This window comes from Scytonema hofmannii PCC 7110 (assembly GCF_000346485.2).
GTDB lineage: Bacteria > Cyanobacteriota > Cyanobacteriia > Cyanobacteriales > Nostocaceae > Scytonema > Scytonema hofmannii.
Genome location: NZ_KQ976354.1, coordinates 5,482,585 through 5,509,132, shown reverse-complemented (window position 1 = coordinate 5,509,132; position 26,548 = coordinate 5,482,585). Strand labels below are relative to the sequence as shown.

Sequence of the window (26,548 nt, the reverse complement as noted above, 5' to 3'; positions counted from 1 at the left end):
AACTTTTTAAATACTAAGTATATTAATATTCTTTTACCATTTTAATTTATGATTATTTATACGTAGTTCTTTTAATTCCATATAAGGTATAACTAGAAATGCCCAAAAAAATCACATTTGTTACAAATATTAACTATACTCCCCAATTAACCTATCGTACTCTGCATGAGTCCCGATCCAAAACCATGAAATGCCACCTTCCACCTCAACACCATTAGCCCAATAATCTAGCCCTGCCCGAATTGACCAATACTTTTTTCCAATCTTTTTGAAGTGCAACGATGGATGAGACGGATCGGCTTTCAATAGTTCATAGCATCGATCTGCTATTTCCTGTACGTTTTCAGGGAGAGCCTCATAGCACGAACAAAATCTTCGCGTTGTGTAATGCATCAGATTTCACGACATTGCCCTGCTTTAAATGAGCGCGATCGCTTCGGAGGCTAAAGCTTCCAACTTACCGTCTGCAATGTCTTGCTCGAGTTGCTCATCCCAACGTTGATAATCCAAGTCAAAAAACCACTGCCTTAGTCGCTGAAATTCATCTTGTAGAAGGGATAGAATAGCTGCTTCAATTTGTTCAAGGCTAGACATACTGTTTCTACTTTTTGACCTCAAGCAAATTATAGCGTTGTTCAATGATAGTGAATTCACTTGCCCGTCTCACACCAAACTTCTTTAGAGCTACTTTGCCTTAAACACAGTCTTTAGGTTCCTGAAACACTTGTTGCATAAATGATATAAGTTTCTAATGGGACATTTTTTCTCTTCAATCCAATTATGAAAGTAAATGCCAATACCTTCAACTAGTAACTATAATTTAGTACGTACTGCTTGCAGATAGTAACTCTAAGTGATATTATTATTATAATTGTTATTTTTAATATAGATCGCACTCTTGAAAAAATCACAGACTTAATAAAGTACTCATATTTCTATATGGTCATCTGGTCGGAATCGAATGAGTAAAATTTGAAATTTTGTAGTATTTATCTTAATTCTTCGTTTCACAATACATTTTCATTATGACAAATATTACCATTTATAACATTGATGACAATATAAAGAATCTTCTACAAGAACGAGCTTTAAAAAATAGTCGTTCCCTAGAAGAAGAAGTAAAAGAAATTCTCAGTCAGGCTTTATGCGAAAATCAAAAACCATCTGCGAATATTGTAAATATGATAGAAAAACGCTTTGCTCATTTAGGAGATTTTGAAATAGAAGAAATTCCTAGAGAACCCATGCGTTCTTCACCTATTTTTGAATGATTGTTCTTGATACTAATGTATTGTCAGAGTTAATCAAACCCCAAGGCTCTACAATAGTCCGCAACTGGGCATCTCAACAACCTGTAACAAGTTTGTTTACTACAACAATTACACAAGCTGAAATACTTTATGGCATCGCCATACTACCAGAAGGAAAGCGTAAATATCAACTTTACCAAGCTGCTACTTTAATGTTTGCAGAAGACTTCGCAGGACGTGTTCTTGCATTTGATGAATCTGCTGCTGTCGCTTTTGCTAATATTTCAGCCCAAAGACGACTCAGTGGAATGCCCATATCTCAAGCTGATGCCCAAATTGCTGCTATTTGTTACTCTCATAACGCTGCCATAGCAACTCGTAATGTTGTTGACTTTGCCAACTGTGGAATTTTTATTATTAATCCTTGGGAAGAGAAATTTTCATAGTATTGCACTATTGTACTGTAAAAGGCGAGCAACTATTCTTTTTCGGAATGGTTTGATAGCATTTGTAGGGGCGCAATGCCTTGCGCCCCTACGAGGTTTTGATAATTTTTGAAAAGTTAGGTTCTAAACTGTTTTTGGTATAATTCTGCTAATTTGCTTACTTTGCCTTAAATCGATCTTTTGCTTCCTGAAATGCTTGTTGCATAACTGACTGGATTTTTTGTGGATCGGGTTTTTTGCCCCCCATCAAATCACCAAAGTAAACGCAAGCGCCTTCACCTAACGCCCAAGTGTACGCAGCTGCCCAAGAAGCAGCTATGACGCTGCCAAAACCTGGTATAAATTTGATTAACTCACGACCAATTGCCCGCGCTAAAAAACCACTGGCAATTGTACTGACAATTCCCCCGGCTTGTGATGGGCTTAAGGTTTGTCCGTATAATTTGCCTAGTAAACCTACCATTGATACTTGTAAGGCTGTCAGTACTGGTAAGGTAGCAAATGGTAACGGTACGACGGCGATCGCCGCTGTCATGACAGAAAAGACTAAAATATAGCGTCGTCCGGTATCCCGGTAAATATTACCAATTTCTTTTCCCGTGTCCTCATCTAATAACTGATGGATTGCACGGGCTTCTGCTTCTGGAAGCAAGTCTGCAAGTGTATCCCTGAAAGCTTCCAAACCGTAGAAGACTGGCGTGTAACCATCTTCTTCCAAAGTAAAATCAATCAAGACAGCGCGATCGTACAACCCTGCAAAAGCTTCTTGTATGGCGGTAAATGGTCTATTAACCTCTTCGTACTCCGGTGGATACCCCGGATGATCCTCCGTATCGGGAGGATAAACTTCATGCAAGCAGGTTACCGCTAGCAAACAGGGAATTTCTGGATGCTTTTGACGCAGTTCCCGAGCAATGTCGCGCATCGTATCCGTTGCGAAATCATTAATTTTCACTGTTAGAATCAGAGATCTTGCACGATGATTCTGCTGTTGCAAATCCCCAAGCAGTTCCTGAACGATCGCCTCAGTCTCCTGACTTACATCTCCAAGTCCCACAGTATCTGTAAAAATTAGCAATGGCAGATCGTTAGAAGGATAAGCGTAACGTTCGGTGTGTTGTGTGTGAGGGCGAAATCCCTGACCAACAATTTCCGCAGAAACTCCTGTCAATCCCCGCACAATTGAACTTTTCCCCGCTTGGGGTTTCCCTATCAATAAAGCTTCAGTTGTGGGTAGTTCTGCTCGAACTCTCTCTAAAATTTCCGCGACTTGACTTTCACTGACACTAAACCATTTAACCAATGTCTGAGCCAGTTGGTCTACAGGTAGAAGTTTCAGAAAACGCGTTGTTGCTTGATTCCAGATAGCAGCAGCAGAATTTGTCAGTGAAGTTTCACCTGATTTGAGATTCTTCTCTGGAGTCGGCTCACTGGATGGTTGAGAATCAGTAGATGGCAAGTCAGTATCGCTTTGCTCAGTCATTGGGCAAAATGGGGACTGGGGATTGAGAGGAATTTCGAGAGACTTCCAGATCCCCGACTTCTTCAAGAAGTCGGGGATCTAACCGGGGTGGTAACCATTAATTGGTCACTGGTCACTGGTCACTGTCTATATATTATCTATTTTCAGGACGCACAATATACTGGTAAGCAGGTGTATTAACCGCCACTGCCTCCATTCTTCCCTGCGCTACCATTGCTTGGTAAACTAAGGCACTCATCTCGCCACGAGATAAGGTTTTTCTGGGGTTCAGAACGTTACGTTCTGGATAATTCACAACAAGATTTGCTCTTGTTGCTTTTGCAACCTCATCTACTTTGTCCTGAGGAATTTCACCTGCATCCGTGTATAAATTTGTAACAGCATATGAGTCAGGACGGTTAGAATTGGCCGTGCGATCGCCTGTTTTTGGATCTTCACCCGTACCAACCTGTTGTGCTGAAGCGACATTAGCTGCATTAGCTTTTGCCACTAATAATGGCTGCATTAAGGAAGTCATCGCCAACGGCAAAAGTGCAAACTTCCTCGTTGTTTTTCTTGCTTGTTGAGTCGTTGCTGGTGCGGTAGCAACTGGTGAACTCGTTGTTTGTGCAGTTGTAGAAGTTGGATTTACCACTTTTGATAAAGCGGCTATTGCATCAACTTTGGAAACATTTTGATTGGGACGAAAAACACCATTAGGATAACCCGTCATCAATCCTTGTTCGTAAGCGTCTTCGATAGCAGGAGCAGCCCAATAACCTTCCGGAACATCTTTATAAGCTGCACCGCTAGATATTTCCCGAACTGGTGGTCGATTAAAAGCTTTATCAATCATGGCAGCAAACTCATCACGGTTAACTGCTCGTTCGGGTCTAAATGTGCCATCAGGATACCCAGCCACTATTTTTTTCTCTGCTAGCCCCTGAATAAATGGCTGCGCCCAATAATTGGGCTTTACATCAGGAAAAATTGCTTGTGCTGAATTTTGAGCGTAAGTTTCTTGTGGTACATCAGACAGTAAGAGTAAGCATAAAGTTGGCAAAGATACAAGTGGTAAAAATAACCGAAGGAACCAATTCATTAGTCATGCCCCCGAATACATCTCTCTTTACTAGTAATATTAATGAAATTACTTCATTAATTTATCCCTCTGACGATATAGGGCATTTCTACCAATTGACACGTTGTTCAAACAAAACTAAATCTTTCTCATTCTCACGAAACTTTTGCCTTTGCTCGGAAGTAAGAACTGCTTCTATTTTTTGCATATACAACTGCATAAGTTCTTGCAATTTAGCTTTTTGTTCGGGCGTTGGCCCTTGCAAAGTGATTTGTACGGGTTGACCGGATTGGAGTTGATTTTTTTGTTCTTCTGTTAATTGTGGCTGAGGTATCAGTTTTGAAACTTGGGGCAATATTTCTTGCCGAATTTGCCAAATTTGCTTTTTTTGTTCATCAGTAAGGTTAACATCTTTGATGTTAGGAAAAGGTTCTCTTTGTGAAACGGCTTGAACGTGAGGTTTAACTTTCAGCGTTCCCAATTCGTTAGAAGTTTGAGCAAGGATTTTTGCCTCTCCAAATGCGATCGCCAAAATTGATGTAACAATCAGTATCGATATGAGTTGAGGTTTCATAAAATTTGAGGATAATTAGTAGTTAGTGGTTAATAGTTAACCATTAACCACCAACTAACTTTAAACATTTGCGATCGCATTCTACATGGAACAAAATTCCTGAAGAGGAATAAACCGAAAGTACTAACTTTAACTGGTACTTAAGTCCTACCTTAAGATTGCCAAAATAGGAATAATGTCTCTATGAAAATCCTAAATAACTCATAAAAAATTTTAAGTAGCCATCATGAACTGCGTACACCAGGATGCAATACTACAAGGGCTATCGAATTTTTGTGGGTTGGGAAAACTCTTGGAGAAACTCAACAAATGCCTTTAACGCTCGTAAGGAGAAAGAAGGAAGACCGTGCGTTGTATCCCCATCAATAAATTGAGGGGATTTTCAGAGTGAAAAACCTTTATGAATCCATCAATAAATTGAGGGGCTTTTGACCCATTTGTCAGAAGAAAGAGAGTTAGACTTTGAGATATAAACGAAAATCCCAACCTTCTTCCCTCTTTCCTCTTCCTTCTTCCTTATTTTGGTAAATGTTGGGTTTCGTTCCTCAACCCAACCTACGTATTTTCGGATTTTTACGAACCTATGCAGAATTGCACCAGGACGTATAAAAATGGGCAAGAGGCAATAAATTATTTCTTACTATGTCTAATGCCCGATGCTCTACTTACTACATATGTTTCAAAAATCAAATAAAATTTCTATACTACCAAACCTTGTCTTGTAGAGTGAAAAAAACTATAACTGCTGTCGTGCGACCTCTGATTCAGCCCAAGCCTCATCCCTTTCGCTTACTACTTTATCTTGAGTGGATACTTTTAGGCATTGCGCTTCTGGTCGAGTTCCCCTTAGTAGAAGTTCCACATCCAGCATTTCTACCTCCTCACATTTCTTCTCAAGATCGACTGCCATTATTTTTATGTATTGCTAGCTTTGGAATAGTAGGTTTGTGGTTACCAACTGCTAAATCCTTAATTATAAAAATACTTTATACAGGGGTTGAGTTTGGACTGATTTTTTTAGCAATTATGATGAGTAGTCGATTCATGGGTATTTCACCTGCACTTGCGTTAATTCTCGTCATTCGCAGTTGCTTGCTTTTTAAACTAAGCGGACGCTTGCTGGTAGCAGGTCTCGCTTTTCTATCTTTTGTTTTTACTTGGTTGCTACCATTACGGAATATGTATGTTGTACGAGCACCAGTCCCCAAACTACCGCCTGTAGCAGCTTTGATACAAAAATCAATACCCAATGAACATTTTAGAACGTTAATCTGGCATCTGGTACTAAATTCAGGGTTAATGTTTGGCTTGGTGTTGGTTTTTGTGTTACTATTAATTAATGCCTTGCTAGCAGAACGCCAAAGCCGGGAAAAGTTAGCTAAGGCTCACCAAAAACTTCGGGAATATGCTCTTCGCATAGAAGATCAGGCAACTCTACAGGAACGCAACCGTATTGCTCGTGAAATTCACGATTCACTAGGTCACTCACTTACGGCGCAGAGTATCCAATTAGAGAATGCTTTGGTATTTCTACAATCAAATCTAGAGAAAGCCAAAACTTTTTTGTTAGAAGCAAAACAACTTGGTAGCAATGCTCTCAAAGAAGTACGGATGTCTGTTGCTACATTGCGCTGCGAGCCTCTGTATGGAAAATCTTTAGAGTCTGCACTGACAGTTTTACTTGTAGATTTTCAGCGTCGAACTGGGATTACTCCAAACTGTATCTTTAACTTATCTCAATCTTTACCTGCTGAAGTTTGTACAGCAAGCTATCGTATTATTCAAGAAGCCCTGACAAATACCGCAAAACACAGCAATGCTACTCATGTCAAAATTAATATACAAGTAACCGTGAATTTACTAAGTTTGGAGATTTCTGATAATGGTAAGGGTTTTAACCCGCACCAAAACACAACTGGATTTGGTCTACAGGGAATGCGAGAACGAACACTGGCTTTAGGAGGTCAATTTCATATTGATAGCAAACCGGGCGAAGGTTGCTGTATAACGGCTTTATTACCTTATTAATGGGGAATGGGGAGTGGGGAACTCGGGCCCCCTCTGGGGATAAGGGGCAATGGGGAATGGAAATTTAATGAATTTTCACAATACTTCGTACCTCATACCCAGTTCCCATTTAAAATCCAAAATCTAAAATCCAAAATCCAAAATCCAAAATCCAAAATCCAATGATTCGCCTGTTACTCGTAGATGACCAAATCATTATTCGCCAAGGTTTAAAAAGCTTGTTGGAGTTAAAACCTGATTTTCAAATTGTGGGTGAGGCTGAAGATGGTGAAAGTGCGATCGCGTTTGTTGAGATGTTTGATAATAGTTCTCAAAAACCAGATTTGGTGTTGATGGATATTCGCATGCCTGTGATGGATGGTGTAGCAGCAACTCAGGTGATTTGTCAGCGGTTTCCTCTTGTAAAAGTCTTAGTATTAACAACATTTGATGATGATGAATATGTAGCTCAAGCTATGCGTTTTGGAGCAAGAGGTTATTTATTAAAAGACACTCCTTTAGAACCATTAGCAAATGCAATCCGTTCGGTTTATTTGGGACATACTCATTTAGGTCCAGGGCTATTTGAAAAAGTTTTCACTCCTTTACAAGAATTTCCAACACCTAAACCTCCAAGTCCTCCGCCTGAATTTGCTGAATTAACTCCTAGAGAAAGAGAAGTTTTGCATTTAATTGCTATTGGTGCCAATAATAGGGAAATAGCTGAGTCTCTCTACATTTCAGAAAGAACTGTAAAAAATCACGTTACAAGCATTCTAAGTCGGTTAAATTTACGGGATAGAACTCAAGCTGCTATCTTTGCCAATTCTTTTAACAGTGACCAGTGACCAGTGACCGATGAGCGGTTAATATTGAAAAAATATTGTAATTATTCCCAGTAATTGTTCCAATTGTCTTTAAAAACTTCTTGAAGTCTTTTCATGTAAGCATTTGTCTTAATCTTCACCATCCATAAATTGTCATTATTTTTACCTCCTTTACAGATAACACCTTCAGCTACATTGAACTTTCCTTCACGAACATCATCAATGAATTTGCCAGTTAGTTTGCCTCGATAAACAACTTTTGCAATGTTTAATTCCTTGAAATCTTTAACAAATTTTTCTGGATCAATAATGCCTTTATCGGTTTGTACATCAAACAGGACAAGTTGTTTTAAATCTTCCTTTTTGTGCATTCCTGCAAATGATGAAGCTCCAAAAAACTCAGTAAAAACAGCAATCTCTGGGCAATGATAATCTGGATTTTTGTGGAAAATAGTGGAGAGTAAATTTGCAAAGTCTCTCATAAAAATGCTAGGTGCTTCTTCTAAACCGGGATGAGTGTTATTAAAATCTGTAATACCCATTTCGTCTAAGTCAAATCTGTCACGTCTTGTACCGAAGGCATACCAGCCCAGTTCGGAATCCCAAACCCAGTGTAGATTCGTGCCATCATACTTCTCAAAAGCGATGCATTGCTTGAAAGGGCAGTTTTTACTGTCAGGAATTTTGGGATACGCAAGCTTGATTTGAGCCATATTGGAACTAAATGCTCAGGAGATCGCACAAATATTATCCCAAATTTTCGCTTTTAAACTGGAAGCTGAGCTATACAATATGTAACAGACCATCGTAGATAAAGGACATTGATTCTTCAACTTATGCCTATCCTATCTAACCGAACATTCCGCATTACAATAGGTTTTGCCGCTTCACTACTTGTTTGTTTAGCTAGTCATTATCTCTATAATCACTTAAAAACTCAACCAATTGCCCAACAAAATTTAACTAAACAAAACCTCTCCTCAATCCACAATAATTTCCTGGTTTCGCAACCCTTTAGCAAGCAAGACAAGCAAAACACTCCCTCAAAGAAAGAGCCGACAATCGCACCAACGCCTTATCAAGTTATTGATGAGTTACAAAAAGATAAATTTAAAGTTTCTGGTGATCGCGTTTTTACACAGGGAAAACTACCAACTGTTAAGGTTGATTTTAATCAAGCAGATTTATTAGCTACTCTCTCAAATACTAGAAAGTATTTTGAAGACTATGCTGTAGAAGATCCCAATATTCAAAGAACTGGATTGCTAGGGACTCAAGGAGTCACCGTACAAGATGCTCTCAAAACTTTGGATTTCATGATTGCTGTCTTACAGGAAGATATTAGCAAGAAGCGAGTAACTCGATTACAAGATCCAAATTTCATCAACACGCATTTCCGAGTTATAAAATGGTCTGCTTATAATCCAGAAAATACCAGTCAGAGACGTCTGAGACTCACAAAATATGCGGTTTTTACTCATCCCGGCTCTCGGAAGAAAACGCGCACTTTTAATACAGCTATTTATAGTTTAAAAGACAATTTAGTAACAGATAATTTCTATACTAAATATACCAAGCAAGATGTGTTATCAGGAATTTATGAGCCTGGTGGTAAAGAATTTGGTAAGGTTGAACCTCTTGCCTACTTAACCAGAGAGGGTTTGGAAGAAGCTCTCATGGAAGGAACGATACTTATTAAATTTACTGATGGTTCTGAAGCACTTTTTAATGTAGATAGAAATAATGGAATTCCTTATATTCGAGGGACAGTAGCGAGATCGCAAAAGCGCTATTGGTATTTTAGGAAAGTTGATGCTATTAAAGGCTATGGATATAAGATAGACGCAAAAATTTCGATTTCTCCAGGAGTCACTTTTGCTGGAGATATCCTTAATATTGGTTTGGGAAAAGTTATTGCTCTTGAATATCTTCAAGGTGGACGCAAACATTTAAAACTGGGAATTATTGCGGATACAGGTGGAGCATTTTTACCCAACCTTCATCAACTCGATTTCTTAGCAGGTATTTTCCAAGGGCGAACAGATTTTGATCGCAATATCAAGCAACTACCTGAGTATGCGACAGCCTATGTTTTAGTAAAGAAGTGAACTATTTTGTTCACCCTCATCCCCAACCCTTCTCCCCTACTCCCCACTCCCTACTCCCTACTCCCAATTTTCTAGTAAGATGATTTTTACAATCATACATCTCGGAGTTTAAAGCCATGCCAATGGCAGTTGGGGTTATTGAGACTCAAGGGTTTCCGGCTGTACTTGCTACAGCCGATGCAATGGTGAAAGCGGCGGCAGTTACCCTTGTATATTACGGTCTAGCAGAAAGTGCTCGATTTGTGGTTGCAGTTCGTGGAGATACGGGTGAGGTGGAAAGAGCAGTTGACGCAGGTATTGCCGCAGGTAACGAGCAATCTAATGGTGGTCAGGTCATTACCTACTACATTGTTTCTAATCCCCCTGAAAACGTGGAAAGCGTTTTGCCCATACATTTTACTAGAAAATCGGAGCCATTCCGTGTTTTTTAAGAAGGGAGTAGGGAGTAGGGAGTAGGGAGTAGGGGTAAGCTGAAAGAAAACCTATCAAAATAGGTAGAAACATTCGTACAATTATCTTGTTGCGCCAGATACGTTTACTGATATAGGAGATAACCAATGCCACTACAGGCAGTTGGATCGATTGAAACTAAAGGTTTTCCTGCCATACTTGCGGCAGCAGATGCGATGGTGAAAGCAGGTCGAGTCACCCTCGTTGGATATATAAGAGTGGGTAGTGCTCGCTTTACAATTAACATACGGGGTGATGTTCAAGAAGTAAAAACTTCTATGGCAGCTGGTATTGACGCCGTGGAAAAGGTACATGGCGGTACCCTAGAATCCTGGGTTATCATTCCTCGTCCCCATGAAAACGTCGAAGCTGTTCTACCCATTGGTTATACAGAAGAAGTCGAACAGTACCGACAAGCAGTAGAAAATCCTATAGTGCGAAGGTAATTGGTCACTGGTCACTGGTCATTGGTTACTGGTCACTGGTCACTGGTCACTGATTATGTCTAAAGTCTCTATTATTATCCCGACTTTAAATGAAGCTAAGTGCTTGGGACGTACTCTGCGCCATCTGAGTCTGTTAATGCCTCCTGCAAGGGAGGTGCTGGTTGTTGATGGCGGGAGTTCTGATGGCACTGTTACCATAGCCGAACAAGCAGGGGCTTCTGTCCTTATTGCCCAAAAATGTGGACGTGCTGCACAAATGAACCAGGGTGCAGAAGCAGCTTCTGGGGAATATTTGTGGTTTGTACATGCTGACACTTTGGTGTCAGATGATCTTGTGACCCTGATTGAGGAAGTATTGGCAGACCAATCTGTGACGGGTGGTGGTTTTATTTCCCTCATGGCAGGAGATAAAACCACACGTTGGGGTGTGACGCTACACAACTTTTTAAAAACTTATTACGCGCCACTGCTTTTTCGCCCGCATTTGTTTGTTCGAGGATTGCGTTTATTATTTGGGGATCAAGCTATATTTGTACGTCGCACTGATTTTTGGGAATGTGGGGGTTTTGATAGCAATCTCCCCATTATGGAAGAAGCTGACTTGTGCTTGAAGTTGGTGCAACGGGGAAGAATTTGTCTGCTTAACCGGATTGTTCAAAGTAGCGATCGCCGTGTAGCACATTGGGGCTTTTTTAAAGCGACAGCCATATATCTTTTCATTGGTTTCCTTTGGGGTTTTGGTGTTTCGCCGCAATACCTCAAGCGTTTCTATGAGGAGATTCGTTAGTTGGGCATTAGAGCATGGGGGCATCCAACAGTGGTATAATCCCTAAGTAACCCTAAATACACTGGTGGTTTAAATTACGGTATAAAAAATACAAATACGGTACACGGTGCGATGAGGCAATTTTCATCAGTAACTGACACCCAGAGATGATTCATAACTGGGAACTGATAACTGCGAATGGGCGAAACATATATTGACAAAACCGCGTCTAGATGGGTGTGAGTTATCTTCGCGCTACGAGAGCGGGTGCAAAATGTCAGTTTTTCCAAGACCCTCATCACATATACCGTGCATACCTGTAGGTTGTTATAAAAATAGTTTTCTAGGTTGAAACTATCTGCTGTGGTTTATCAAAATATAAATTTTTGTAAAGCCACCAAAGCTCTAGAAAACAAGATTTTCCGTGATTTGAGCTAGATAAAAGTTCGTCAAGAGATAAAACTTTCTGCATAACTCTAGTGAACTAGAACGTAATACAAAGTAGAGACGCGCTTAGTTATGACGGACATGATTTTATTAGGGGCAACTGCCAGTGAACAATTTAAGTGGGATAAAAGGGGGTTGTGATGCAAACTTTAAAACAGGGTTTCGAGGAGCGCAATCTCACTATGGCGTTGGAGGCGGAAAAACTGGCACAATATTGGCGAAAGCGTTTAGCTGAGGAGTGCCCAGAACAAAATCTTGTTAATAGGCAAAGTATCGTTGATTGGCTTTTAGGAAGCGATTTACAACGCTTTGAGGTACTCTCCTCAAAGGAGTTAGATATTGCTCAGCAGGCAATGGAGTACCGCTATCGAATTTTGCGTCAACGCTACTTGGGTATTGCTAGAGAACGTGCTTATCGCAATTTGATAACTCGGTTGGGAAGTCTGGTAACATTACGTAACAAAATTCAGACTTGGGTCGCCTTAAGCCGGGATCGCCAACGGACTGTATTAGATGTGTTGCAAGAAGTTATCCAAGAATTATTGCAAAGTGATAACTATATGCAGCAGCAAATGCTTTCCATTGGTGAATGCACCACTGATGACAGGTTAAAAAATGCCCTATTGTTTGCCAGTGTAGAAGAGTATTGTTTGCGACCAGTACGGAATCAACCATTGCTTGTGTATCGTTTTGTAAATTATCTGAGACGGACTCAACGTGGTGGCTTAACTCAAGTGCCAAGCAGTGACCTAGTGAGGTTAGTTTCAGAAGAAATTCTCACAGATGACAGTGATAACCGAGTGAACTTGGTTGATACACAAGCCATTGTAGAGTATCAAGAAGCACAAGAAGCAGAGGAACAACAAACGCTACGTCAAGCTGTGAAGCAGGAATTTGAAACGTACCTGCTAGAGCATCTCGGACAAGAAGCGGTCTCGTGGCTGCATCTCTACCTAGAAGGGAAATCACAAGATGCGATCGCCAAACAACTCAATAAGCCCATTAAGGAAATCTACCGACTGCGGGAAAAAATCAGCTACCATGCAGTCCGTGTCTTTGCGCTGAAAGATAAGCCAGAACTGGTAGATGGCTGGTTGTCAACTTCTTTAGAAGAACACAATTTGGGTTTGACACCAAGGCAATGGGATCGATTGCACGAGAAATTAACTGCAATGCAGCGCCAAATTCTGGAGTTACGAAAAGCAGGTCGTTCCATAGAGGAAATAGCTCAACAATTAAAAATTAAGACCCACCAAGCTATGGGTGAATGGACGAAAGTTTACTTGATAGCTCAAGGCATGAGAACCCAAACTGAATGAGTGCTTAAATATACAAGTTGTAGGCTGGCATTGCCCATCCTACCAACATACCACCTGAGTCTGGACGCGCCCCTCTTAGTTATTTATTTAACTTTTTTAACTCTAGAATTATATTCTGTTTACTGCCAACTTAGTTGTGGGCAGTATAGGATATATAGAAACATCTAGCATCAAAACCGTATGTTGTCTTCAGAGGGTAAACCAGCTGATACCGCAGCAAGTGGTAAGCAAGTGCGGCCCAGCACACAAACTCAGTCTGAACAAGGACTAGACCGGGAGCAAATCTTTCGGTTGATTGAAAGTACCTTGTCCTTTGAAGCGTGTCTGTATCACCAGATTCTGCCCTTTAACATAAAAGACAACAATTTGGTACTGGGAATGGTGAATCCCCAAGACAATGCGGCAATAGATTATGTGAACCGCATACTGCCGTACATCAATTGCACCATGGAAGCTCAGCCCATAAACGGCGATACTCACCGCACTATACTCTCAGCGTACCTGAATCATAAAAATACAGGGACGACTGCGGGCAGACCAATTCCAAAATCTTGGGAAGACATTGCTCAAGAAAAAAAACCAGCTGCGATCGTGGATAAATCAGATACACAACTTAACAGTATCATCCCTGAAACGCTACAACGACGGTCAGATAAGACACATACTCAGGCACAAATGGTACAAAATGGTGATACTGTTTGGCAGTTTGGTTATTCAACCTTCAATGAATCGAAAGGTTTGGCACCAACCTCCCACGATGAAAGTCCCAGCCCTACTCAAGAACACAAAGAGAGAGACCCTGATAGGACAGCCCAGTCTTCCAACTTACACATCTTGCACTTACCCAGCCTTAATGCTATTAGTCCAGTTGAAGAATTAGCGACATTACCACCCAGAAAATTACTAGAACAGTTACTAGGACGAGTTTTATCAGACGGGATTGGGCGTTTGTACTTGGAGAGAAGACCTTACCACGGCAGAATACTCTGGAGTGAAAATGGAGTGTTACAGTCTGTCTTAGAAAAAGTACCTCTCTCTGTCTTTCAAGGAGTCCTTAATGAATTAAAACGTTTTGCGTCTCTACCCATGACCACAGTTGTAGAACCAAAACAGGTAGAGAGAGAATGCCTTTATCAACAAAATCGCTTGTTACTGCGCTTGCGTGTCATGCCCGGAATGTACGGCGAAGAAGCAACATTACAAGTGTTGCGGGGAGCAGCATTAAAATTCTATCAACAGCAACAATTAGCGCGTTTGAGCCGCGATGCAGTGGGAATTTCCCAGCAATTGACCTACAAGTTACGCGAACTCCAAGAACGCCTTGCTCTTAATTCCAATCTCAATAACGGACAACTAGAGGCTTTTAATAGCTTAAACCGAGTGCTGGAAAACTTAGATATGCAGATAAAGGTACTGACAGATATTCCAGAACCACCACCACCAAAAAAAGAGAAGAAAAAGGATTTGAGTAGTTAGCCATCAACCACTAACTACTAACCACTAACCACTAACATTTTATTTATTAAAGATATATTTCATGCAGACTGAGGTTTTTAGTGAACTGTTTCCTTTGATGAGCACAGCCAACCCCCAAACAATAGAATGGCTGCTCTCTGTTGCTATCGATCACGAATATCCAGCAGGAAGAGCCGTTCTCATGGAAGATGCCTGGGGTAATGCACTTTACTTTCTGGTTTCTGGTTGGGTTAAAGTCCGGCGTACAGTAGGCGAAGATTCTGTCGCCATAGCAATTTTGGGTCGGGGCGATTTTTTTGGAGAAATGGCAATTTTAGATGAATCGCCTCGCTCAACTGACGTTATTGCTCTTTCGCCTGTAAAGTTGCTCAGTATTTCTAGAGAACGCTTTATTCAAATATTATTTAAAGACCCACAATTACATCATAGAATGTTACAACTGATGGTGCGCCGACTCAGGCAAATTAACGTCCGCTTGCAAATGCGTTCTTCGCCCCCTGCTGTCAAGCTAGCTCACACTCTTGTCACCTTGGGTGAGAGTTACGGTCAGTCTTTAGACAAGGGAAAAGAAATCTACAACATTCCTTTCAAAGATTTAGCAGATGTCACAGAAATTGGCGTTGAAGAAACTACAAAAATTATGGAAAAGCTACACGAAAAAGGATGGATCAAAATCGACAAGACAAATCAAAGCATTTATTTAGCAAATTTTAAACAGTTAATAAATTTGGCAGGTAAAGTATAGCCTTTTTGAGTCGAGCGCAATATAAGAAGAAAATTTCTAGTGAACAAATTTTCTTGTAGAGTAGATTTTCTTGTGGTACGGGCGTCTCGCCCGTTTTTATATCCCATAATATCTGTTATCAAGTAGATGTATTTCATATTACCAATACTCTCTCTGGTTTAAATTTATTCTTGGAGTAGTGCTATTAATGATAGAAGGTGATTGATTTTACTCAGCAAAGCGTATTGATTACTGTATTGGTAAGCAAGTTTTTTTACTTGAAACTATTGACTGTTGACCATTGATTGTTGACTAATGACTATTAACTAGTCATTTGTCACTAGTACCTAGAACTCCTAACACACAACCACTGATGACTAAAGCAACTGTACTGCAGAGCAATACTTATCAGCAGCAGACTGTCCCGACAATTCACTATCAGGTAGCGATGCCCCAACCAGAAGCACATCTGTTTGAGGTGACTCTGCAAATTGTGGGCTACCCATCCCCTATCTTGGACTTGAAATTTCCTGTATGGACTCCAGGATCGTATTTAGTCCGAGAATACGCCAGACATTTGCAAGATTTTGCTGCTTTTACTCAAGATAAGCCTTTGCTCTGGCAGAAAATTAGTAAAAATCATTGGCAGGTCGAGATAAATGGTGCATCAAAAGTTAGCATTTCTTATCGCATTTTTGCTGATGAGCTAACAGTACGGACAAATCACCTAGACGGTAGCCATGGTTATTTTAATGGTGCAGCATTGTTTTTTAGAATACCAGGTTGGGAGGAATACCCAATTGAGGTAACTGTTGTACCACCACGCCCAGACTGGCGGGTGACTACAGCACTACCTCCAGTTCCAGACAAAGAAAATTCTTTCTATGCTCTAGATTTTGATACTCTCGTAGATAATCCTTTTGAAATTGGCGACCACCAGTTATATCAATTTGATGTTTTGGGAAAGTCTCACGAACTCGCCATCTGGGGTAAAGGCAATTTTCACGTTCAGCAAATGATTGCGGATTTGAAAAAAATTGTTAGTGCAGAAGCAAAGATGTTTGGTGGCTTACCGTATCAAAAATACGTGTTTTTGCTGCATCTATTTAATCAGGCACATGGTGGTTTGGAGCACAAAAATTGTTGTTCGCTGATATATCAGAGGTTTGGATTTCGTGATCGCGACAAATATGAGCGCTTCATACAACTCGTTGCTCATGAGTTCTTTCACTTGTGGAACGTTAAGCGTATTCGTCCCCAAGCATTGGAAGTTTTTGACTACGACCAAGAAAACTACACACCTTCTTTGTGGTTCTGTGAAGGGACGACAAGTTATTACGACTTACTGATACCCCTACGGGCGGGAATTTATGATGCCAAATCCTTTCTCAGCAATTTGAGCAAGGAAATCACTCGTCATGAAACTACACCAGGGCGGAAAGTACAACCACTCTCGGAATCGAGTTTTGATGCTTGGATTAAACTCTATCGTCAGGATGCGAACAGTAGCAATTCCCAAATGTCCTACTATCTCAAAGGAGAATTAGTATCTTTGCTACTAGATTTGCTGATTCGTTCGCGTAATGGAAATCAACTCTCACTTGATGATGTCATGGTCAAAATGTGGCATCAATTTGGCAAAGATGAAATTGGTTACACTCCAGAACAATTGCAGGGAGTTATTGAGTCTGTTGCTGGAGTAGATTTGACTGATTTCTTTAAACGCTATATTGATGGTACAGAAGATTTGCCCTTCAAGGAGTATTTAGAACCCTTTGGCTTGCAACTGGTTGTGGAAACTGAGGAGGAACCATATTTGGGTACAAAAGTCAGTAGCGATCGCGGGCGAGAAATCATCAAGTTTGTAGAAGCTGGCTCTCCCGCACAATTAGCCGGAATCGATGCCGGAGATGAGTTGCTGGCTATTGATGGTTTGCGGGTAACAGCAAATGACTTGTGCGAAAGGCTCAAAGATTACCAACCAAACGATACCATTCAAATCACAGTTTTCCATCACGAAGAACTTCGCACCCTACCTGTTACTTTAACTGCTCCACGTCCTAGTAAGTATCAGGTCAAACCGCAAGAAAAACCATCTACGATACAAAAGAAAAACTTTAGTGGTTGGTTAGGCACTCCTCTTAATAATTTGTAATTTTTAATTTGTAATTCGTAATTAAATTAATAATTGCGAATTACGAATTAGGAACTATCAATTAAGATTGAGGCAATAACAAACAAAGTATCGGAGGGGAATATGATGCAAAAGTACATATGCACTGTTTGCGGTTATGAATATAATCCAGAAGAAGGAGATCCAGACGATAATGTAGAACCGGGAACACCATTTGAAAATATACCAGAAGATTGGGTCTGTCCGGTTTGTGGTGCAGATAAATCTCAATTTGAAGCCGAAGAATAAGAATTAGTTATCACTATATAACAAGCGTTAAGATATAGAAACCCGGTTTCTTTGAGAAACTGGGTTTCTCAAGACAAATATCTTATATAAAAATCTTATGAGATTTTGGCAAAATACGTAAGTAAGTCGGCACAATACAAGGTTAAGTCAATCGGTTAATTGTAGTAACCAACAATATATCAAATTATGCTAATTTTAATAACTTGCAAATCGAAAATTGATATTTGTAAAGGACATTAGTGCGTTGCACTTCGTTAACACACCTGCAAGAGTAGCGAATGCTGTACTCACCGCAAGCGAAGCGATCGCTTGGAGTCTCGGTAAAATTTAGGTGAGATGGTATCTGGTGAAATGGGTTAGTAAAATTCTCTGGCAATCAAGTATAGCCACGTTGTAATTTATATCGTCCGTATTTTCAGATGCGTTTGAGCAGTGGTGAACAAATATAAAAAAATCCCACCCGTGCAAGACGGTGGGAGTAAACTACTTTCTTGGAAGATCTGATCGTTGACTGACAAAAGTGGCAGTTAAGCGATTTAATAAAATGCAACGATTGCTGCGAAAAGCAAGGAAAAGAAAAGATTTTCTACTCTGCCTGCCCCTTTTTATCATAAATTTCCTGAGACGGAAAGCAAGGCTTTGACTGAGGCGATCTCAATATTGCATCCTAGACAAGTTCAATGTCGAGACTAGGAACAAAGCTAGTACCACCAGAGGTTTCAACGGTTGCAAATTGAGTTCCTAAGAAGGATAGGGCTTTTGTGGTAGTGTTGTAACTAAAGTCGGAAACGCTAGTAGCACCAAACCCTAGTTTGGAAATGGAGATTTTATCACCTTCAGTCCAGTTAAAGTCTTTGATAGCATCAATACCATCAAACTTATACTCAAAGACAAATTTATCTGCCCCGGAACCTCCCCAGAGGGTGTCCTTGCCATAACCACCTACGAGAACGTCGTTTCCTAGTTCCCCATGAAGGTAGTCATCGCCATAGCCACCATCAAGGTAGTCATTGCCGTCATAACCATAGAGTGAGTCATTACCAAATTCTCCAAAGAGAATGTCATTGCCCTTCCAACCATCAACATAATCGTTCCCAGAGCCTGCGTAAACAACATCGTCTCCGTTATAAACATAAATGGAGTCAGCGTTGGAAGTTCCAAAGCGTACATCATTGTTTTCGGTACCGTAAATAGCAGCCATGTTCATTTCTCCTAAAAAAATGTGATGTCGATCTGTACTAGGTAAGTTCGGGTTCCTTCAGAAGTTTGCTTCCGATTTGAACCCTCGTTTACTTAACGGAGGCAGTTAAAAGGTTTATGCATCTGTCAAAAAGTTTTTACATTTGTTAACAATAGTGGTTATTGGTTAGTAGTTAGTGGTTGGTAGGGGCGCGGCGGCCTTGCGCCCCTACATGGTTAGCAAGGTGCAAGATCCCCGACTTCTTTAAAGAAGTCGGGGATCTGCCTGCTGTACCTGTACATAACAAATAGTTCAAAAATACTAGTTTATGCGAGTTGTTTATAAAAGGAATTGTTAAAAACAAAAATCGATAAAGTTTCTGGGATATCTTTAAATAGATAAGAATTTGCCTAATTAAAGTAACGATGAAGCTTGCAGGACGAGTTAGTCAGGTAACGCCTTCCATAACCTTAGCCATCGCAGCAAAAGCCAAGGCGATGAAGGCAGACGGTATAGATGTTTGTAGTTTTAGCGCCGGAGAACCAGATTATGACAGTCCGGCGCACGTCAAAGCTGCTGCACAAAAAGCCCTGGATGATGGTAAGACTAAGTATGGACCAGCTGCTGGAGAACCAAAGTTAAGGGAAGCTATTGCTCGCAAGCTTAAAACTGATAACGGTTTGGATTACAAAGCAGAAAATGTCATCGTCACCAATGGCGGTAAACATTCTCTGTTTAACTTGATGCTTGCCTTGATTGAATCAGGTGATGAGGTGATTATCCCAGCACCTTATTGGTTGAGCTATCCGGAAATGGTAACGCTTGTAGGTGGAATTTCAGTAATTGTCTCTACCGATGCTTCTACTGGTTATAAAGTTACTCCCGAACAGTTACGTAAAACGATTACCGCCAAAACGAAGTTATTAATTCTCAATTCGCCTTCCAATCCGACTGGGATGGTTTATACGCCAGATGAAATCAAAGCAATAGCCGAGATTGTCGTTGAGAAAGATATCCTTGTCGTTTCTGACGAGATTTACGAAAAGATTCTTTATGACGGTGCAAAACACGTCTGTATTGGTTCTTTGGGAGAAGAAATTTTTGCTCGAACCATTATTAGTAATGGTTTTGCTAAAGCTTACTCCATGACAGGATGGCGGATAGGATACTTGGCAGGACCTCTTGATTTGATTAAAGCAACGATTACCATTCAAAGCCACAGTACATCTAATGTATGTACTTTTGCTCAATACGGTGCGATCGCAGCTTTGGAAGGTTCCCAAGACTGTGTCGAAGAAATGCGCCAAGCTTTCGCACAACGGCGACAGGTGATGTTAGAAAGACTTAACGCTATTCCCGAACTCACTTGTGCCAAACCTGACGGAGCTTTCTACCTATTTCCCGATATTAGCAAAACAGGCCTAAAATCTCTGGAGTTTTGTAACGCCTTGCTAGAAAAAGAGCAAGTCGCAGTTATTCCAGGAATAGCCTTTGGTGCTGATGATAACATTCGCCTTTCCTATGCTACGGATATGGCAACTATCGAAAAGGGAATGGACAGATTGGAAAGGTTTTTGAAAGGAGTTATTGGTTAGTAGTTAGTGGTCACTGGTCACTGGTCACTGGTTAATCAATCCCATTTCTTTCAAACCTTGGCGCAGTCGTTTTGCTTCTTCGGGGTTGTGTTGTTCGTGAAGTGCGATCGCAGATCTAAAAGCAGTTAAACTATCTTCTACATAGCCAAGTTTTAGTAGCACAACTCCCAAGTTTTGGTAAGCTTCGGCATATTTGGGATTTAATTGAATGGCTGTTTGATAAGCTGCGATCGCGTCTTTGAACAAATTCATCGCTTTCAATGTCATGCCAAGATTGTAATATCCTATTGTAAAACTGGGCTCGATTTTTAAAGCTGTTTCATAAGCTATTTTTGCACCATTTAAATCTCCAGATGCTTTGAGCAAAGCACCAAGATTGTTATATGCTCCTAATTTTAGAATGGGATAAATAGGTAGTTTAATAGCAGCTTGATAGTGAGCAATTGCCTGTCTAATATTTTGCAGCCGACTGTAGGCAATACCTAAATGATAATAAAGTTCGTACAAAATATCGTAGTTATCCTCAGCAGAAGCAACCCCTCGCGCTAGTAACTCTACTCCTTGTATGACTTTGCCTTGTTCGACATAAACTGCGCCCAGTTTGCTACAAACATAGGGATCGTGAGGATGAGCGGCAAAAAACTCTTCCATTGCTGCTTGTGCCTTAGCAAATTTATTTTGTCGGGCTATGGTATCTTTTTGATATCCTGTATGTAAAATTGCAACTCCTTCCAAGTAACCTATTTGCCAATGTGGTTCCTTGTTGAGAAGTGTAGATACACTATCATCTACCAAAGCATGGTAAGGGCGAGAAAAGGAGATTTCAGGATGCTTGCGAAATAGTCGAGAAACCAAGGAATAAGGAGATTGTTCTGCACCAATCTCGTGGCGCACCAGGTTGATCAGCAGGTATTCTTCCCTTTGTATGGCTTCTTTTAACTGCGGTACTATTTTCTGGGTGAGAGTTTCATCTGCATCCAGTACAAGAACCCAATCACCTGTAACATATTTTAAAGCTTCATTGCGAGCAGCACTAAAGTTATTGCACCATTCAAAGTGGTGTACTTCAGCACCGAATTTTTTAGCGATTTGTGGTGTGCTATCTGTTGAACCTGTATCTAACACAACAATCTCATCAACAAGGTTCTTAACGCTACTCAGACATTTAGGAAGCGTTGTTTGTTCGTTTTTGACAATCATGCACAGACTGAGTTTCATAATCTGCCGTCATCCAGACTTTCTGAGGGTAGGGAAAGAGCGATAAGCTGGGTACAGCTTGCGCTTCGCGAACGCTCTCACAATACTAATGCTAGATTTATATCACTATCTGCAATGTAGCCAATTATCTTCTTTTAACAAGTGGGTGCAAAAAGGGACTGGGGACTGGGGGGCTGGGGATTGGGGAATACGCTCAATCATCCTGATAACATAAAAAATAGTTTACTGACATTTATAAAATATGACGACTATTACCTTGCAGTTATCGCCTGAATTAGAGCAAAAAATCAGAGAAAGCATTGCACGTCGAGACACCCAAAGTCTTCGACTACTATTAGCTGATGCATTTGCACCAACAGTAGAAGCATTGCTGGAAAAAACACCTACTCAATTCAATCATCAGGAATTAACAGATGAAAATGAGCTGGAAGCAAGTGTAGATAAGTTATTAGATGAGTTTGCATTATCCATTTGCTCAAATCTACCGACACTGTCAGATTATGCAGTGAGTCGTGAAGGTATTTATGAGGATCGTCCCTAATTGTGATGATATATCTTGTGGACACGAACTTCTTACTACGTTTTGTGGATCGCAGCAGTCCACTAAACACCATCGTAAGAAATGTTAGGAAAAAACTTAGAGCGAATGGAGAACAACTAAAAATTACGCCGCAAAATTGTAAGAATTTTGGATCTAAGTCAGATAATCTGTATTTTCAGCTACAAAATTAAATGCGCTTACCCTGTCGATACCCCAATCAGTACTGGTGTGAGTCGATGAGAAAAGTTCATTTTCTAGATGCAATAAGGTGTATATGGCGATCGCACATGAGTAAGACAAAAATAGTTTAAAACAAATTATATAAAGACAATTAATCAAGGTTAAATTACTTAATTAAATGTAAGCTCTCTTCAATCAATAATTCCTGTTCTACTCGCTTTTGCGGTTACCGGATTAGCTCAAGATAGAATCACAGAATAGGCAATTTTTGACTTGTTTTTCCTAGAGGAGATAATTGCCACAGCCTGATAAAATGAAAAAACAGTTCGTCTCCAATGTTAAGGTATGAATGGTGGGAGCAAAAATACGCACACCTATAGAATAACTTTAGTTTTTCAATGTAGCAGTTTGAGGTGAATGCCAGATGAACATTAATTCCGACGTGATTACTGAAGTAACCCGTCGTTTAGTAGCTGAACTCCATCCTGAAGAAATTATTCTTTTTGGCTCTTATGCTTGGGGAACACCGAATAAATACAGCGATCTAGATATATGCGTCATTGTAGATGATGGTATTCCAGAGTTCGATCGCATTGACTGGGGAGTACGAGCATTGAACGCTTTGGAGGATTTAATGGTTGACGTGGATGTTGTGGTAAAAACCCGTTCTGATGTGGAAACATTTAAAACAGTCCCTGCTTCCCTCACTAGAAAAATTGTAGAAGAAGGAAAATTGCTTTATGGACAAGGCAAAGCGCATCTTGGTACAGTTTTGGTTGAAAAAAGCCCAACGTGATTTAGCTGCTGCACAAAAGTTATCCTCAGATCTACCAGACATAGCTATTTATCATTGCCAGCAAGCAGCAGAAAAAGCTCTTAAAGGTTTTCTTATTCTCCACGATACTGACCCAGGAAATACTCATAATATTAACATCTTGGTAAAACTAGCTTCGGCATTTCAACCAGAATTCACAACTGTATTAAAAGAAGCAGGATATTTAAGCCAGTACAACCAGACATATCGATATCCAATAGAAGCAACAGAAGACTTCAATCCTAGCCCAGGAGAACTTAAGAAAGCATTTCGACTTGCATCAGAAGTGTACAAAAATGTCATGAATTCAATGCCAGATGAAATAGTCAGCGATCGCTAATTTCGTTTCGCACCAAAGCATTCCCAGGTGGAACCAGGGAACGAGGGTGAGGGCGAGGAACGAAGGAGCGAACAGTATCTATCGGCACAGCCCAACTGAGGCGTATAATCTTTTGGTGCAAAGCACAGGATCGGCATCTGTACCATCAGCAAACACAGAAGGCACATCCCAAAGTGGATAGGCGTGCATTCCATTCACACCGACAACCTTACCCTGGCGATCGAGCAGTGGTCCTCCGCTCATCCCTTTCTGGATATCATTGGTATACCCAAGCTGATATCCTCCTTCTAAAGCTTATGGATCATTTATTTCTTGGAAATCCCTTAATTACTTGCACCTACTTATTGTGTTCTTGCATCACAGCCTTAGATTGTGAGTATGGTAAAGGTGACGGGGAGTGTGTAAAATTGTTTGATATGGGCGATCGCCTGAAAAATAAAAGTTTATATGTTCCGGTTGTTCTCGATCGCGCATCTACTATTCTTAATTAAACATTAACTCAAAAACGTCAGATGAATATTTAATTAATAAAGATTCCTATGAAAGATTCTTTTGTAAAGGACAAAAAAATTGTTTCTAGAGACAAACTTAAAAAATATTTACAATCTATCTACCAATGGTTTACAGGTACACCAGAAAGATCTCTTTCAGAAGCGTACCAGGCTGCTCAAACCATAAGAAATATTGAGATAGAATACTTTGCAGGCAGGAAAATATCTCCCGAATCAGCCACTTATTCTGAAAGTGCCATATCTTATTGGCAAGTACAATTAGAAAGGAACCTGATTATTATCAAATTAAGATTAACGGAATTTAAGATAGGCAATTCGTTATTCAACACTTCTAACAGCACCTTTTTAGAAAAGCTACAGTTCATTGATGAAATTTTAGATAAATATAATTATAAGCAAGAAAAGCCGGAGCAAGTCAGTGATGAGAGTATAGTATTAAAACCACAAAATTCACAAATTAATAATGTCATTGAAAATCCAATAAATTCATCTCACGACATTGAAATAAGAGATGAATCGGCTTTTAATAAATCTGGTTTATTGCCTAGAACTATTGGTAGAACCTTCAGTAGAATTCAAGCAGATTTTTCCTCAGAAGCCGAAGAAACATTTGTGAGAAATTTTCGATTTTCTCAAAATAGAACAAGAATGGCGGTTAGATTTTTCCTCCTGTTAATCATTATACCAATGTTAACTCAGCATTTTTCTAAACCTTTGATAGAACCTATTGTTGCAAGAGTGAGAGGTGAAAACCCAAATCAAATTTTTCTTCACCATGAACTGGAAGAAGAAGCTTTTAAAGAATTAAAAACTTTTGAAAAAAAGCTTCAATTTCAACACTTTATCTCTCAAGCACCGCCAATTTCTCCAGAATCAATAGAGCACCAAGTGAAAGAGAAGGCTCGCGAACTACTTAAGGAATTCCAAGCAAAAAGCAACAGTGCTATTAGCAATGTTTTTGCTGATTTATTATCACTCATAGCTTTTGCTTTAGTTATTGTTACAAGTCAGAAAGAAATTCTTGTAGTAAAAGCTTTTTTAGATAATATTATTTATGGTTTAAGTGACAGCGCTAAAGCTTTTTTAATTATCTTATTCACAGATACATTTGTAGGTTTTCACTCACCTCATGGATGGGAGGTTATTCTAGATGGCTTGGCAGAACATATAGGGCTTCCAGCCAATCAGAGCTTGATATCTTTATTTATTGCCACTTTTCCCGTAATTTTAGATACTATATTTAAGTACTGGATATTCCGCTATCTCAGTCGGTTGTCACCTTCTGCACTAGCCACATATAAAGATATGAACGAGTAAAAGAGTTTTATTAGCGCCTCACTTGAAATCCTTGCAGCCCTTCTGGTTGCTCGTATTCTATATGCACATCTTTCACCATAGCAGCAGGTGGACCTTCATAACACCAACGAATTATCTCATCTACAACCTCCTGACTCCCTTCAAAAACTGCTTCTACACGCCCATCGGGGAGATTCCGCACCCAACCTGTTAATCTGAGTTGGGTAGCAGTTTCCACAGTGGCATAGCGATAGCCAACCCCTTGAACTCTTCCAGAAATGAATACATGGGCGCGAACTTGCTTTGACTGCGGTGTGGTATTCTGCATTAACTGGTCAAGTTATAATAATTTCCAGCCTACTTTGTTTATTATGCAGTAATTTTCAATTGTTTAAGCACCTATGTCTAATTTACCAGCCCTTACGACAGAAACTATTTGGGCTATTCTCAACGAAGAAATTGATGACGCCACAGTCAATCAGTTAGTTTGGCACTCCTTAGGCTATCGCTATGACTCGTCAACCGAACAGTGGGACAACACACAAGTTACACCCGAATGGCGCTCTGAGTATCCTGAACCACCGAATTTTATTGAAAGTCGTCCTGCAACAGTCAAGCTGACTCGTTCCATTCCGCCAGAGAACAAACAACTCTTGAAGGAAAAACTGGGCTTTAAAGGTTACAAAATCGGAGAGTTTGGACCTCGACAAACTCGCAGAGCAACAGCTGCAAACTGGTTATTAGGGATTTCCAAATAAAAAATATCCCAAAATTTCTTGTGGTGCGGGCGTCCTCGCCCGCCACTAATAGAAGACGGGCGGGGACGCCCGTCCCACAATATGGGATAAGTCCCACAATATGGGATAATTTGTTTCCTGGAAATCCCTTACGTGGCGAATTCTATTCGCCCAGATCTTGTCTTAGCTGCGTATTTTCCATTGAATTATGTCTTTCTACCTAATAAATATCTTGCTTTTCAATCCTTAAGATAGAGGTATAAAGTTCTTAATTATTTCTAAGGGACTATTGGCGAATTCATTTCATAACCAGACAATATTAATAGTCTA

At 40.2% G+C, this 26,548-nt stretch carries 29 protein-coding genes and 1 pseudogene; 20 read left to right on the top strand and 10 right to left on the bottom strand.

Annotated features, from left to right (window positions below):
* Positions 1 to 129: 129 nt before the first annotated feature.
* Both WA1_RS22875 and WA1_RS22870 read right to left on the bottom strand, forming a co-directional pair.
* Positions 130 to 393, bottom strand: a complete 264-nt coding sequence (locus WA1_RS22875; protein ID WP_017744358.1) for a hypothetical protein — start codon at positions 391 to 393, stop codon at positions 130 to 132.
* Positions 394 to 417: 24 nt separating this feature from the next.
* Positions 418 to 594, bottom strand: a complete 177-nt coding sequence (locus WA1_RS22870) for a hypothetical protein (RefSeq protein WP_017744359.1) — start codon at positions 592 to 594, stop codon at positions 418 to 420.
* A 431-nt stretch (positions 595 to 1,025) separates the two neighbouring features.
* Here WA1_RS22870 and WA1_RS22865 point away from each other — a divergent pair, with 431 nt between their 5' ends.
* Both WA1_RS22865 and WA1_RS22860 read left to right on the top strand, forming a co-directional pair.
* Positions 1,026 to 1,271, top strand: a complete 246-nt coding sequence (locus WA1_RS22865; RefSeq protein ID WP_017744360.1) for a FitA-like ribbon-helix-helix domain-containing protein — start codon at positions 1,026 to 1,028, stop codon at positions 1,269 to 1,271.
* A complete protein-coding gene (locus WA1_RS22860) occupies positions 1,268 to 1,696 on the top strand; it encodes a type II toxin-antitoxin system VapC family toxin (RefSeq protein WP_017744361.1) in 429 nt (142 codons plus the stop codon). The genes WA1_RS22865 and WA1_RS22860 overlap by 4 nt, the downstream gene beginning before the upstream one ends.
* A 157-nt stretch (positions 1,697 to 1,853) precedes the next feature.
* On the opposite strand, the gene WA1_RS22855 is transcribed toward WA1_RS22860, so the two are convergent.
* The 3 genes from WA1_RS22855 to WA1_RS22845 all read right to left on the bottom strand — a co-directional run bounded on the left by WA1_RS22855 (position 1,854) and on the right by WA1_RS22845 (position 4,813).
* Positions 1,854 to 3,179 (bottom strand): YcjF family protein, encoded by a 1,326-nt coding sequence (locus WA1_RS22855; protein WP_017744362.1) that lies wholly within the window; start codon positions 3,177 to 3,179, stop codon positions 1,854 to 1,856.
* A 133-nt stretch (positions 3,180 to 3,312) separates the two neighbouring features.
* Entirely contained in the window at positions 3,313 to 4,260 is a 948-nt protein-coding gene (locus tag WA1_RS22850; protein ID WP_017744363.1) for an S-layer homology domain-containing protein, read from the bottom strand.
* A gap of 88 nt (positions 4,261 to 4,348) precedes the next feature.
* On the bottom strand, positions 4,349 to 4,813 hold the full coding sequence (locus tag WA1_RS22845) for a Spy/CpxP family protein refolding chaperone (RefSeq protein WP_017744364.1): 465 nt from the start codon (positions 4,811 to 4,813) through the stop codon (positions 4,349 to 4,351).
* 726 nt (positions 4,814 to 5,539) lie between these two features.
* Between WA1_RS22845 and WA1_RS22840 the strand changes: the two genes are divergently transcribed.
* Together WA1_RS22840 and WA1_RS22835 are read left to right on the top strand one after the other, a co-directional pair.
* Positions 5,540 to 6,841, top strand: a complete 1,302-nt coding sequence (locus WA1_RS22840) for a sensor histidine kinase (RefSeq protein WP_017744365.1) — start codon at positions 5,540 to 5,542, stop codon at positions 6,839 to 6,841.
* Between the two features lie 161 nt (positions 6,842 to 7,002).
* Positions 7,003 to 7,668, top strand: a complete 666-nt coding sequence (locus tag WA1_RS22835; protein ID WP_017744367.1) for a response regulator transcription factor — start codon at positions 7,003 to 7,005, stop codon at positions 7,666 to 7,668.
* 41 nt (positions 7,669 to 7,709) lie between these two features.
* Here WA1_RS22835 and WA1_RS22830 read toward each other — a convergent pair whose 3' ends face one another.
* A complete protein-coding gene (locus tag WA1_RS22830; RefSeq protein WP_017744368.1) occupies positions 7,710 to 8,360 on the bottom strand; it encodes an RNA ligase family protein in 651 nt (216 codons plus the stop codon).
* A gap of 123 nt (positions 8,361 to 8,483) precedes the next feature.
* Here WA1_RS22830 and WA1_RS22825 point away from each other — a divergent pair, with 123 nt between their 5' ends.
* The 9 genes from WA1_RS22825 to rd all read left to right on the top strand — a co-directional run bounded on the left by WA1_RS22825 (position 8,484) and on the right by rd (position 17,805).
* Positions 8,484 to 9,755 carry a hypothetical protein gene (locus WA1_RS22825; protein WP_017744369.1) on the top strand — a complete coding sequence of 424 codons (1,272 nt, stop codon included), beginning with the start codon at positions 8,484 to 8,486 and terminating at the stop codon, positions 9,753 to 9,755.
* Between the two features lie 116 nt (positions 9,756 to 9,871).
* Complete coding sequence (locus tag WA1_RS22820; RefSeq protein WP_017744370.1) at positions 9,872 to 10,186, top strand: carbon dioxide-concentrating mechanism protein CcmK; 315 nt, start codon at positions 9,872 to 9,874, stop codon at positions 10,184 to 10,186.
* A 126-nt stretch (positions 10,187 to 10,312) separates the two neighbouring features.
* Positions 10,313 to 10,651, top strand: a complete 339-nt coding sequence (locus WA1_RS22815) for a carbon dioxide-concentrating mechanism protein CcmK (protein ID WP_017744371.1) — start codon at positions 10,313 to 10,315, stop codon at positions 10,649 to 10,651.
* Between the two features lie 55 nt (positions 10,652 to 10,706).
* Complete coding sequence (locus WA1_RS22810; RefSeq protein ID WP_026134755.1) at positions 10,707 to 11,438, top strand: TIGR04283 family arsenosugar biosynthesis glycosyltransferase; 732 nt, start codon at positions 10,707 to 10,709, stop codon at positions 11,436 to 11,438.
* A gap of 566 nt (positions 11,439 to 12,004) precedes the next feature.
* Positions 12,005 to 13,183 carry a HetZ-related protein 2 gene (locus WA1_RS22805; protein WP_017744373.1) on the top strand — a complete coding sequence of 393 codons (1,179 nt, stop codon included), beginning with the start codon at positions 12,005 to 12,007 and terminating at the stop codon, positions 13,181 to 13,183.
* Positions 13,184 to 13,363: 180 nt separating this feature from the next.
* Positions 13,364 to 14,659 carry a GspE/PulE/PilB domain-containing protein gene (locus tag WA1_RS22800; RefSeq protein WP_017744374.1) on the top strand — a complete coding sequence of 432 codons (1,296 nt, stop codon included), beginning with the start codon at positions 13,364 to 13,366 and terminating at the stop codon, positions 14,657 to 14,659.
* Between the two features lie 61 nt (positions 14,660 to 14,720).
* Positions 14,721 to 15,404 carry a Crp/Fnr family transcriptional regulator gene (locus WA1_RS22795; RefSeq protein WP_026134756.1) on the top strand — a complete coding sequence of 228 codons (684 nt, stop codon included), beginning with the start codon at positions 14,721 to 14,723 and terminating at the stop codon, positions 15,402 to 15,404.
* Positions 15,405 to 15,756: 352 nt separating this feature from the next.
* Positions 15,757 to 17,538 (top strand): M61 family metallopeptidase, encoded by a 1,782-nt coding sequence (locus WA1_RS22790; protein WP_017744376.1) that lies wholly within the window; start codon positions 15,757 to 15,759, stop codon positions 17,536 to 17,538.
* A 105-nt stretch (positions 17,539 to 17,643) separates the two neighbouring features.
* Complete coding sequence (gene rd, locus WA1_RS22785) at positions 17,644 to 17,805, top strand: rubredoxin (RefSeq protein ID WP_026134757.1); 162 nt, start codon at positions 17,644 to 17,646, stop codon at positions 17,803 to 17,805.
* Positions 17,806 to 18,472: 667 nt separating this feature from the next.
* Here rd and WA1_RS22780 read toward each other — a convergent pair.
* Positions 18,473 to 19,006, bottom strand: coding sequence for a calcium-binding protein (locus WA1_RS22780; RefSeq protein WP_017744378.1), 534 nt, complete (start codon positions 19,004 to 19,006; stop codon positions 18,473 to 18,475).
* Between the two features lie 404 nt (positions 19,007 to 19,410).
* Here WA1_RS22780 and WA1_RS22775 point away from each other — a divergent pair, with 404 nt between their 5' ends.
* A complete protein-coding gene (locus WA1_RS22775; RefSeq protein ID WP_017744379.1) occupies positions 19,411 to 20,580 on the top strand; it encodes a pyridoxal phosphate-dependent aminotransferase in 1,170 nt (389 codons plus the stop codon).
* Positions 20,581 to 20,604: 24 nt separating this feature from the next.
* Here the strand turns inward: WA1_RS22775 and WA1_RS22770 are convergent, their stop codons facing one another.
* A complete protein-coding gene (locus tag WA1_RS22770; protein ID WP_017744380.1) occupies positions 20,605 to 21,780 on the bottom strand; it encodes a glycosyltransferase in 1,176 nt (391 codons plus the stop codon).
* Positions 21,781 to 22,039: 259 nt separating this feature from the next.
* Between WA1_RS22770 and WA1_RS22765 the strand changes: the two genes are divergently transcribed.
* The 3 genes from WA1_RS22765 to WA1_RS22755 all read left to right on the top strand — a co-directional run bounded on the left by WA1_RS22765 (position 22,040) and on the right by WA1_RS22755 (position 23,673).
* On the top strand, positions 22,040 to 22,339 hold the full coding sequence (locus WA1_RS22765) for a hypothetical protein (RefSeq protein WP_017744381.1): 300 nt from the start codon (positions 22,040 to 22,042) through the stop codon (positions 22,337 to 22,339).
* A gap of 604 nt (positions 22,340 to 22,943) precedes the next feature.
* Positions 22,944 to 23,315, top strand: a complete 372-nt coding sequence (locus WA1_RS22760) for a nucleotidyltransferase domain-containing protein (protein WP_017744382.1) — start codon at positions 22,944 to 22,946, stop codon at positions 23,313 to 23,315.
* A complete protein-coding gene (locus WA1_RS22755; protein ID WP_026134758.1) occupies positions 23,260 to 23,673 on the top strand; it encodes a HEPN domain-containing protein in 414 nt (137 codons plus the stop codon). Before WA1_RS22760 ends, WA1_RS22755 begins: the two co-directional genes overlap by 56 nt.
* On the opposite strand, the pseudogene WA1_RS53075 reads toward WA1_RS22755, so the two are convergent.
* Positions 23,660 to 23,967, bottom strand: a pseudogene (locus WA1_RS53075) (hypothetical protein); the annotation flags it as partial. The gene WA1_RS22755 and the pseudogene WA1_RS53075 sit on opposite strands and share 14 nt — an antisense overlap.
* Before the next feature lie 2 nt (positions 23,968 to 23,969).
* Here WA1_RS53075 and WA1_RS55215 point away from each other — a divergent pair.
* On the top strand, positions 23,970 to 24,164 hold the full coding sequence (locus WA1_RS55215) for a hypothetical protein (protein WP_148662742.1): 195 nt from the start codon (positions 23,970 to 23,972) through the stop codon (positions 24,162 to 24,164).
* Between the two features lie 48 nt (positions 24,165 to 24,212).
* A complete protein-coding gene (locus tag WA1_RS22750; protein WP_017744384.1) occupies positions 24,213 to 25,502 on the top strand; it encodes a proton extrusion protein PcxA in 1,290 nt (429 codons plus the stop codon).
* 10 nt (positions 25,503 to 25,512) lie between these two features.
* On the opposite strand, the gene WA1_RS22745 is transcribed toward WA1_RS22750, so the two are convergent.
* Entirely contained in the window at positions 25,513 to 25,809 is a 297-nt protein-coding gene (locus WA1_RS22745; RefSeq protein WP_017744385.1) for an acylphosphatase, read from the bottom strand.
* Positions 25,810 to 25,882: 73 nt separating this feature from the next.
* On the opposite strand from WA1_RS22745, the gene WA1_RS22740 reads away from it, so the two are divergent.
* Complete coding sequence (locus WA1_RS22740) at positions 25,883 to 26,239, top strand: DUF1823 family protein (protein ID WP_017744386.1); 357 nt, start codon at positions 25,883 to 25,885, stop codon at positions 26,237 to 26,239.
* The last annotated feature ends 309 nt before the right edge of the window (positions 26,240 to 26,548 follow it).

Bases quoted from the DNA above. Each gene is read 5' to 3' on its own strand.
- WA1_RS22875 (WP_017744358.1), bottom strand. From the start codon at position 393: ATGCATTACACAACGCGAAGATTTTGTTCGTGCTATGAGGCTCTCCCT.
- WA1_RS22870 (WP_017744359.1), bottom strand. From the start codon at position 594: ATGTCTAGCCTTGAACAAATTGAAGCAGCTATTCTATCCCTTCTACAA.
- WA1_RS22865 (WP_017744360.1), top strand. From the start codon at position 1,026: ATGACAAATATTACCATTTATAACATTGATGACAATATAAAGAATCTT.
- WA1_RS22860 (WP_017744361.1), top strand. From the start codon at position 1,268: ATGATTGTTCTTGATACTAATGTATTGTCAGAGTTAATCAAACCCCAA.
- WA1_RS22855 (WP_017744362.1), bottom strand. From the start codon at position 3,179: ATGACTGAGCAAAGCGATACTGACTTGCCATCTACTGATTCTCAACCA.
- WA1_RS22850 (WP_017744363.1), bottom strand. From the start codon at position 4,260: ATGAATTGGTTCCTTCGGTTATTTTTACCACTTGTATCTTTGCCAACT.
- WA1_RS22845 (WP_017744364.1), bottom strand. From the start codon at position 4,813: ATGAAACCTCAACTCATATCGATACTGATTGTTACATCAATTTTGGCG.
- WA1_RS22835 (WP_017744367.1), top strand. From the start codon at position 7,003: ATGATTCGCCTGTTACTCGTAGATGACCAAATCATTATTCGCCAAGGT.
- WA1_RS22830 (WP_017744368.1), bottom strand. From the start codon at position 8,360: ATGGCTCAAATCAAGCTTGCGTATCCCAAAATTCCTGACAGTAAAAAC.
- WA1_RS22825 (WP_017744369.1), top strand. From the start codon at position 8,484: ATGCCTATCCTATCTAACCGAACATTCCGCATTACAATAGGTTTTGCC.
- WA1_RS22820 (WP_017744370.1), top strand. From the start codon at position 9,872: ATGCCAATGGCAGTTGGGGTTATTGAGACTCAAGGGTTTCCGGCTGTA.
- WA1_RS22815 (WP_017744371.1), top strand. From the start codon at position 10,313: ATGCCACTACAGGCAGTTGGATCGATTGAAACTAAAGGTTTTCCTGCC.
- WA1_RS22810 (WP_026134755.1), top strand. From the start codon at position 10,707: ATGTCTAAAGTCTCTATTATTATCCCGACTTTAAATGAAGCTAAGTGC.
- WA1_RS22805 (WP_017744373.1), top strand. From the start codon at position 12,005: ATGCAAACTTTAAAACAGGGTTTCGAGGAGCGCAATCTCACTATGGCG.
- WA1_RS22800 (WP_017744374.1), top strand. From the start codon at position 13,364: ATGTTGTCTTCAGAGGGTAAACCAGCTGATACCGCAGCAAGTGGTAAG.
- WA1_RS22795 (WP_026134756.1), top strand. From the start codon at position 14,721: ATGCAGACTGAGGTTTTTAGTGAACTGTTTCCTTTGATGAGCACAGCC.
- WA1_RS22790 (WP_017744376.1), top strand. From the start codon at position 15,757: ATGACTAAAGCAACTGTACTGCAGAGCAATACTTATCAGCAGCAGACT.
- rd (WP_026134757.1), top strand. From the start codon at position 17,644: ATGCAAAAGTACATATGCACTGTTTGCGGTTATGAATATAATCCAGAA.
- WA1_RS22780 (WP_017744378.1), bottom strand. From the start codon at position 19,006: ATGGCTGCTATTTACGGTACCGAAAACAATGATGTACGCTTTGGAACT.
- WA1_RS22775 (WP_017744379.1), top strand. From the start codon at position 19,411: ATGAAGCTTGCAGGACGAGTTAGTCAGGTAACGCCTTCCATAACCTTA.
- WA1_RS22770 (WP_017744380.1), bottom strand. From the start codon at position 21,780: ATGATTGTCAAAAACGAACAAACAACGCTTCCTAAATGTCTGAGTAGC.
- WA1_RS22765 (WP_017744381.1), top strand. From the start codon at position 22,040: ATGACGACTATTACCTTGCAGTTATCGCCTGAATTAGAGCAAAAAATC.
- WA1_RS22760 (WP_017744382.1), top strand. From the start codon at position 22,944: ATGAACATTAATTCCGACGTGATTACTGAAGTAACCCGTCGTTTAGTA.
- WA1_RS22755 (WP_026134758.1), top strand. From the start codon at position 23,260: ATGGACAAGGCAAAGCGCATCTTGGTACAGTTTTGGTTGAAAAAAGCC.
- WA1_RS55215 (WP_148662742.1), top strand. From the start codon at position 23,970: ATGGATCATTTATTTCTTGGAAATCCCTTAATTACTTGCACCTACTTA.
- WA1_RS22750 (WP_017744384.1), top strand. From the start codon at position 24,213: ATGAAAGATTCTTTTGTAAAGGACAAAAAAATTGTTTCTAGAGACAAA.
- WA1_RS22745 (WP_017744385.1), bottom strand. From the start codon at position 25,809: ATGCAGAATACCACACCGCAGTCAAAGCAAGTTCGCGCCCATGTATTC.
- WA1_RS22740 (WP_017744386.1), top strand. From the start codon at position 25,883: ATGTCTAATTTACCAGCCCTTACGACAGAAACTATTTGGGCTATTCTC.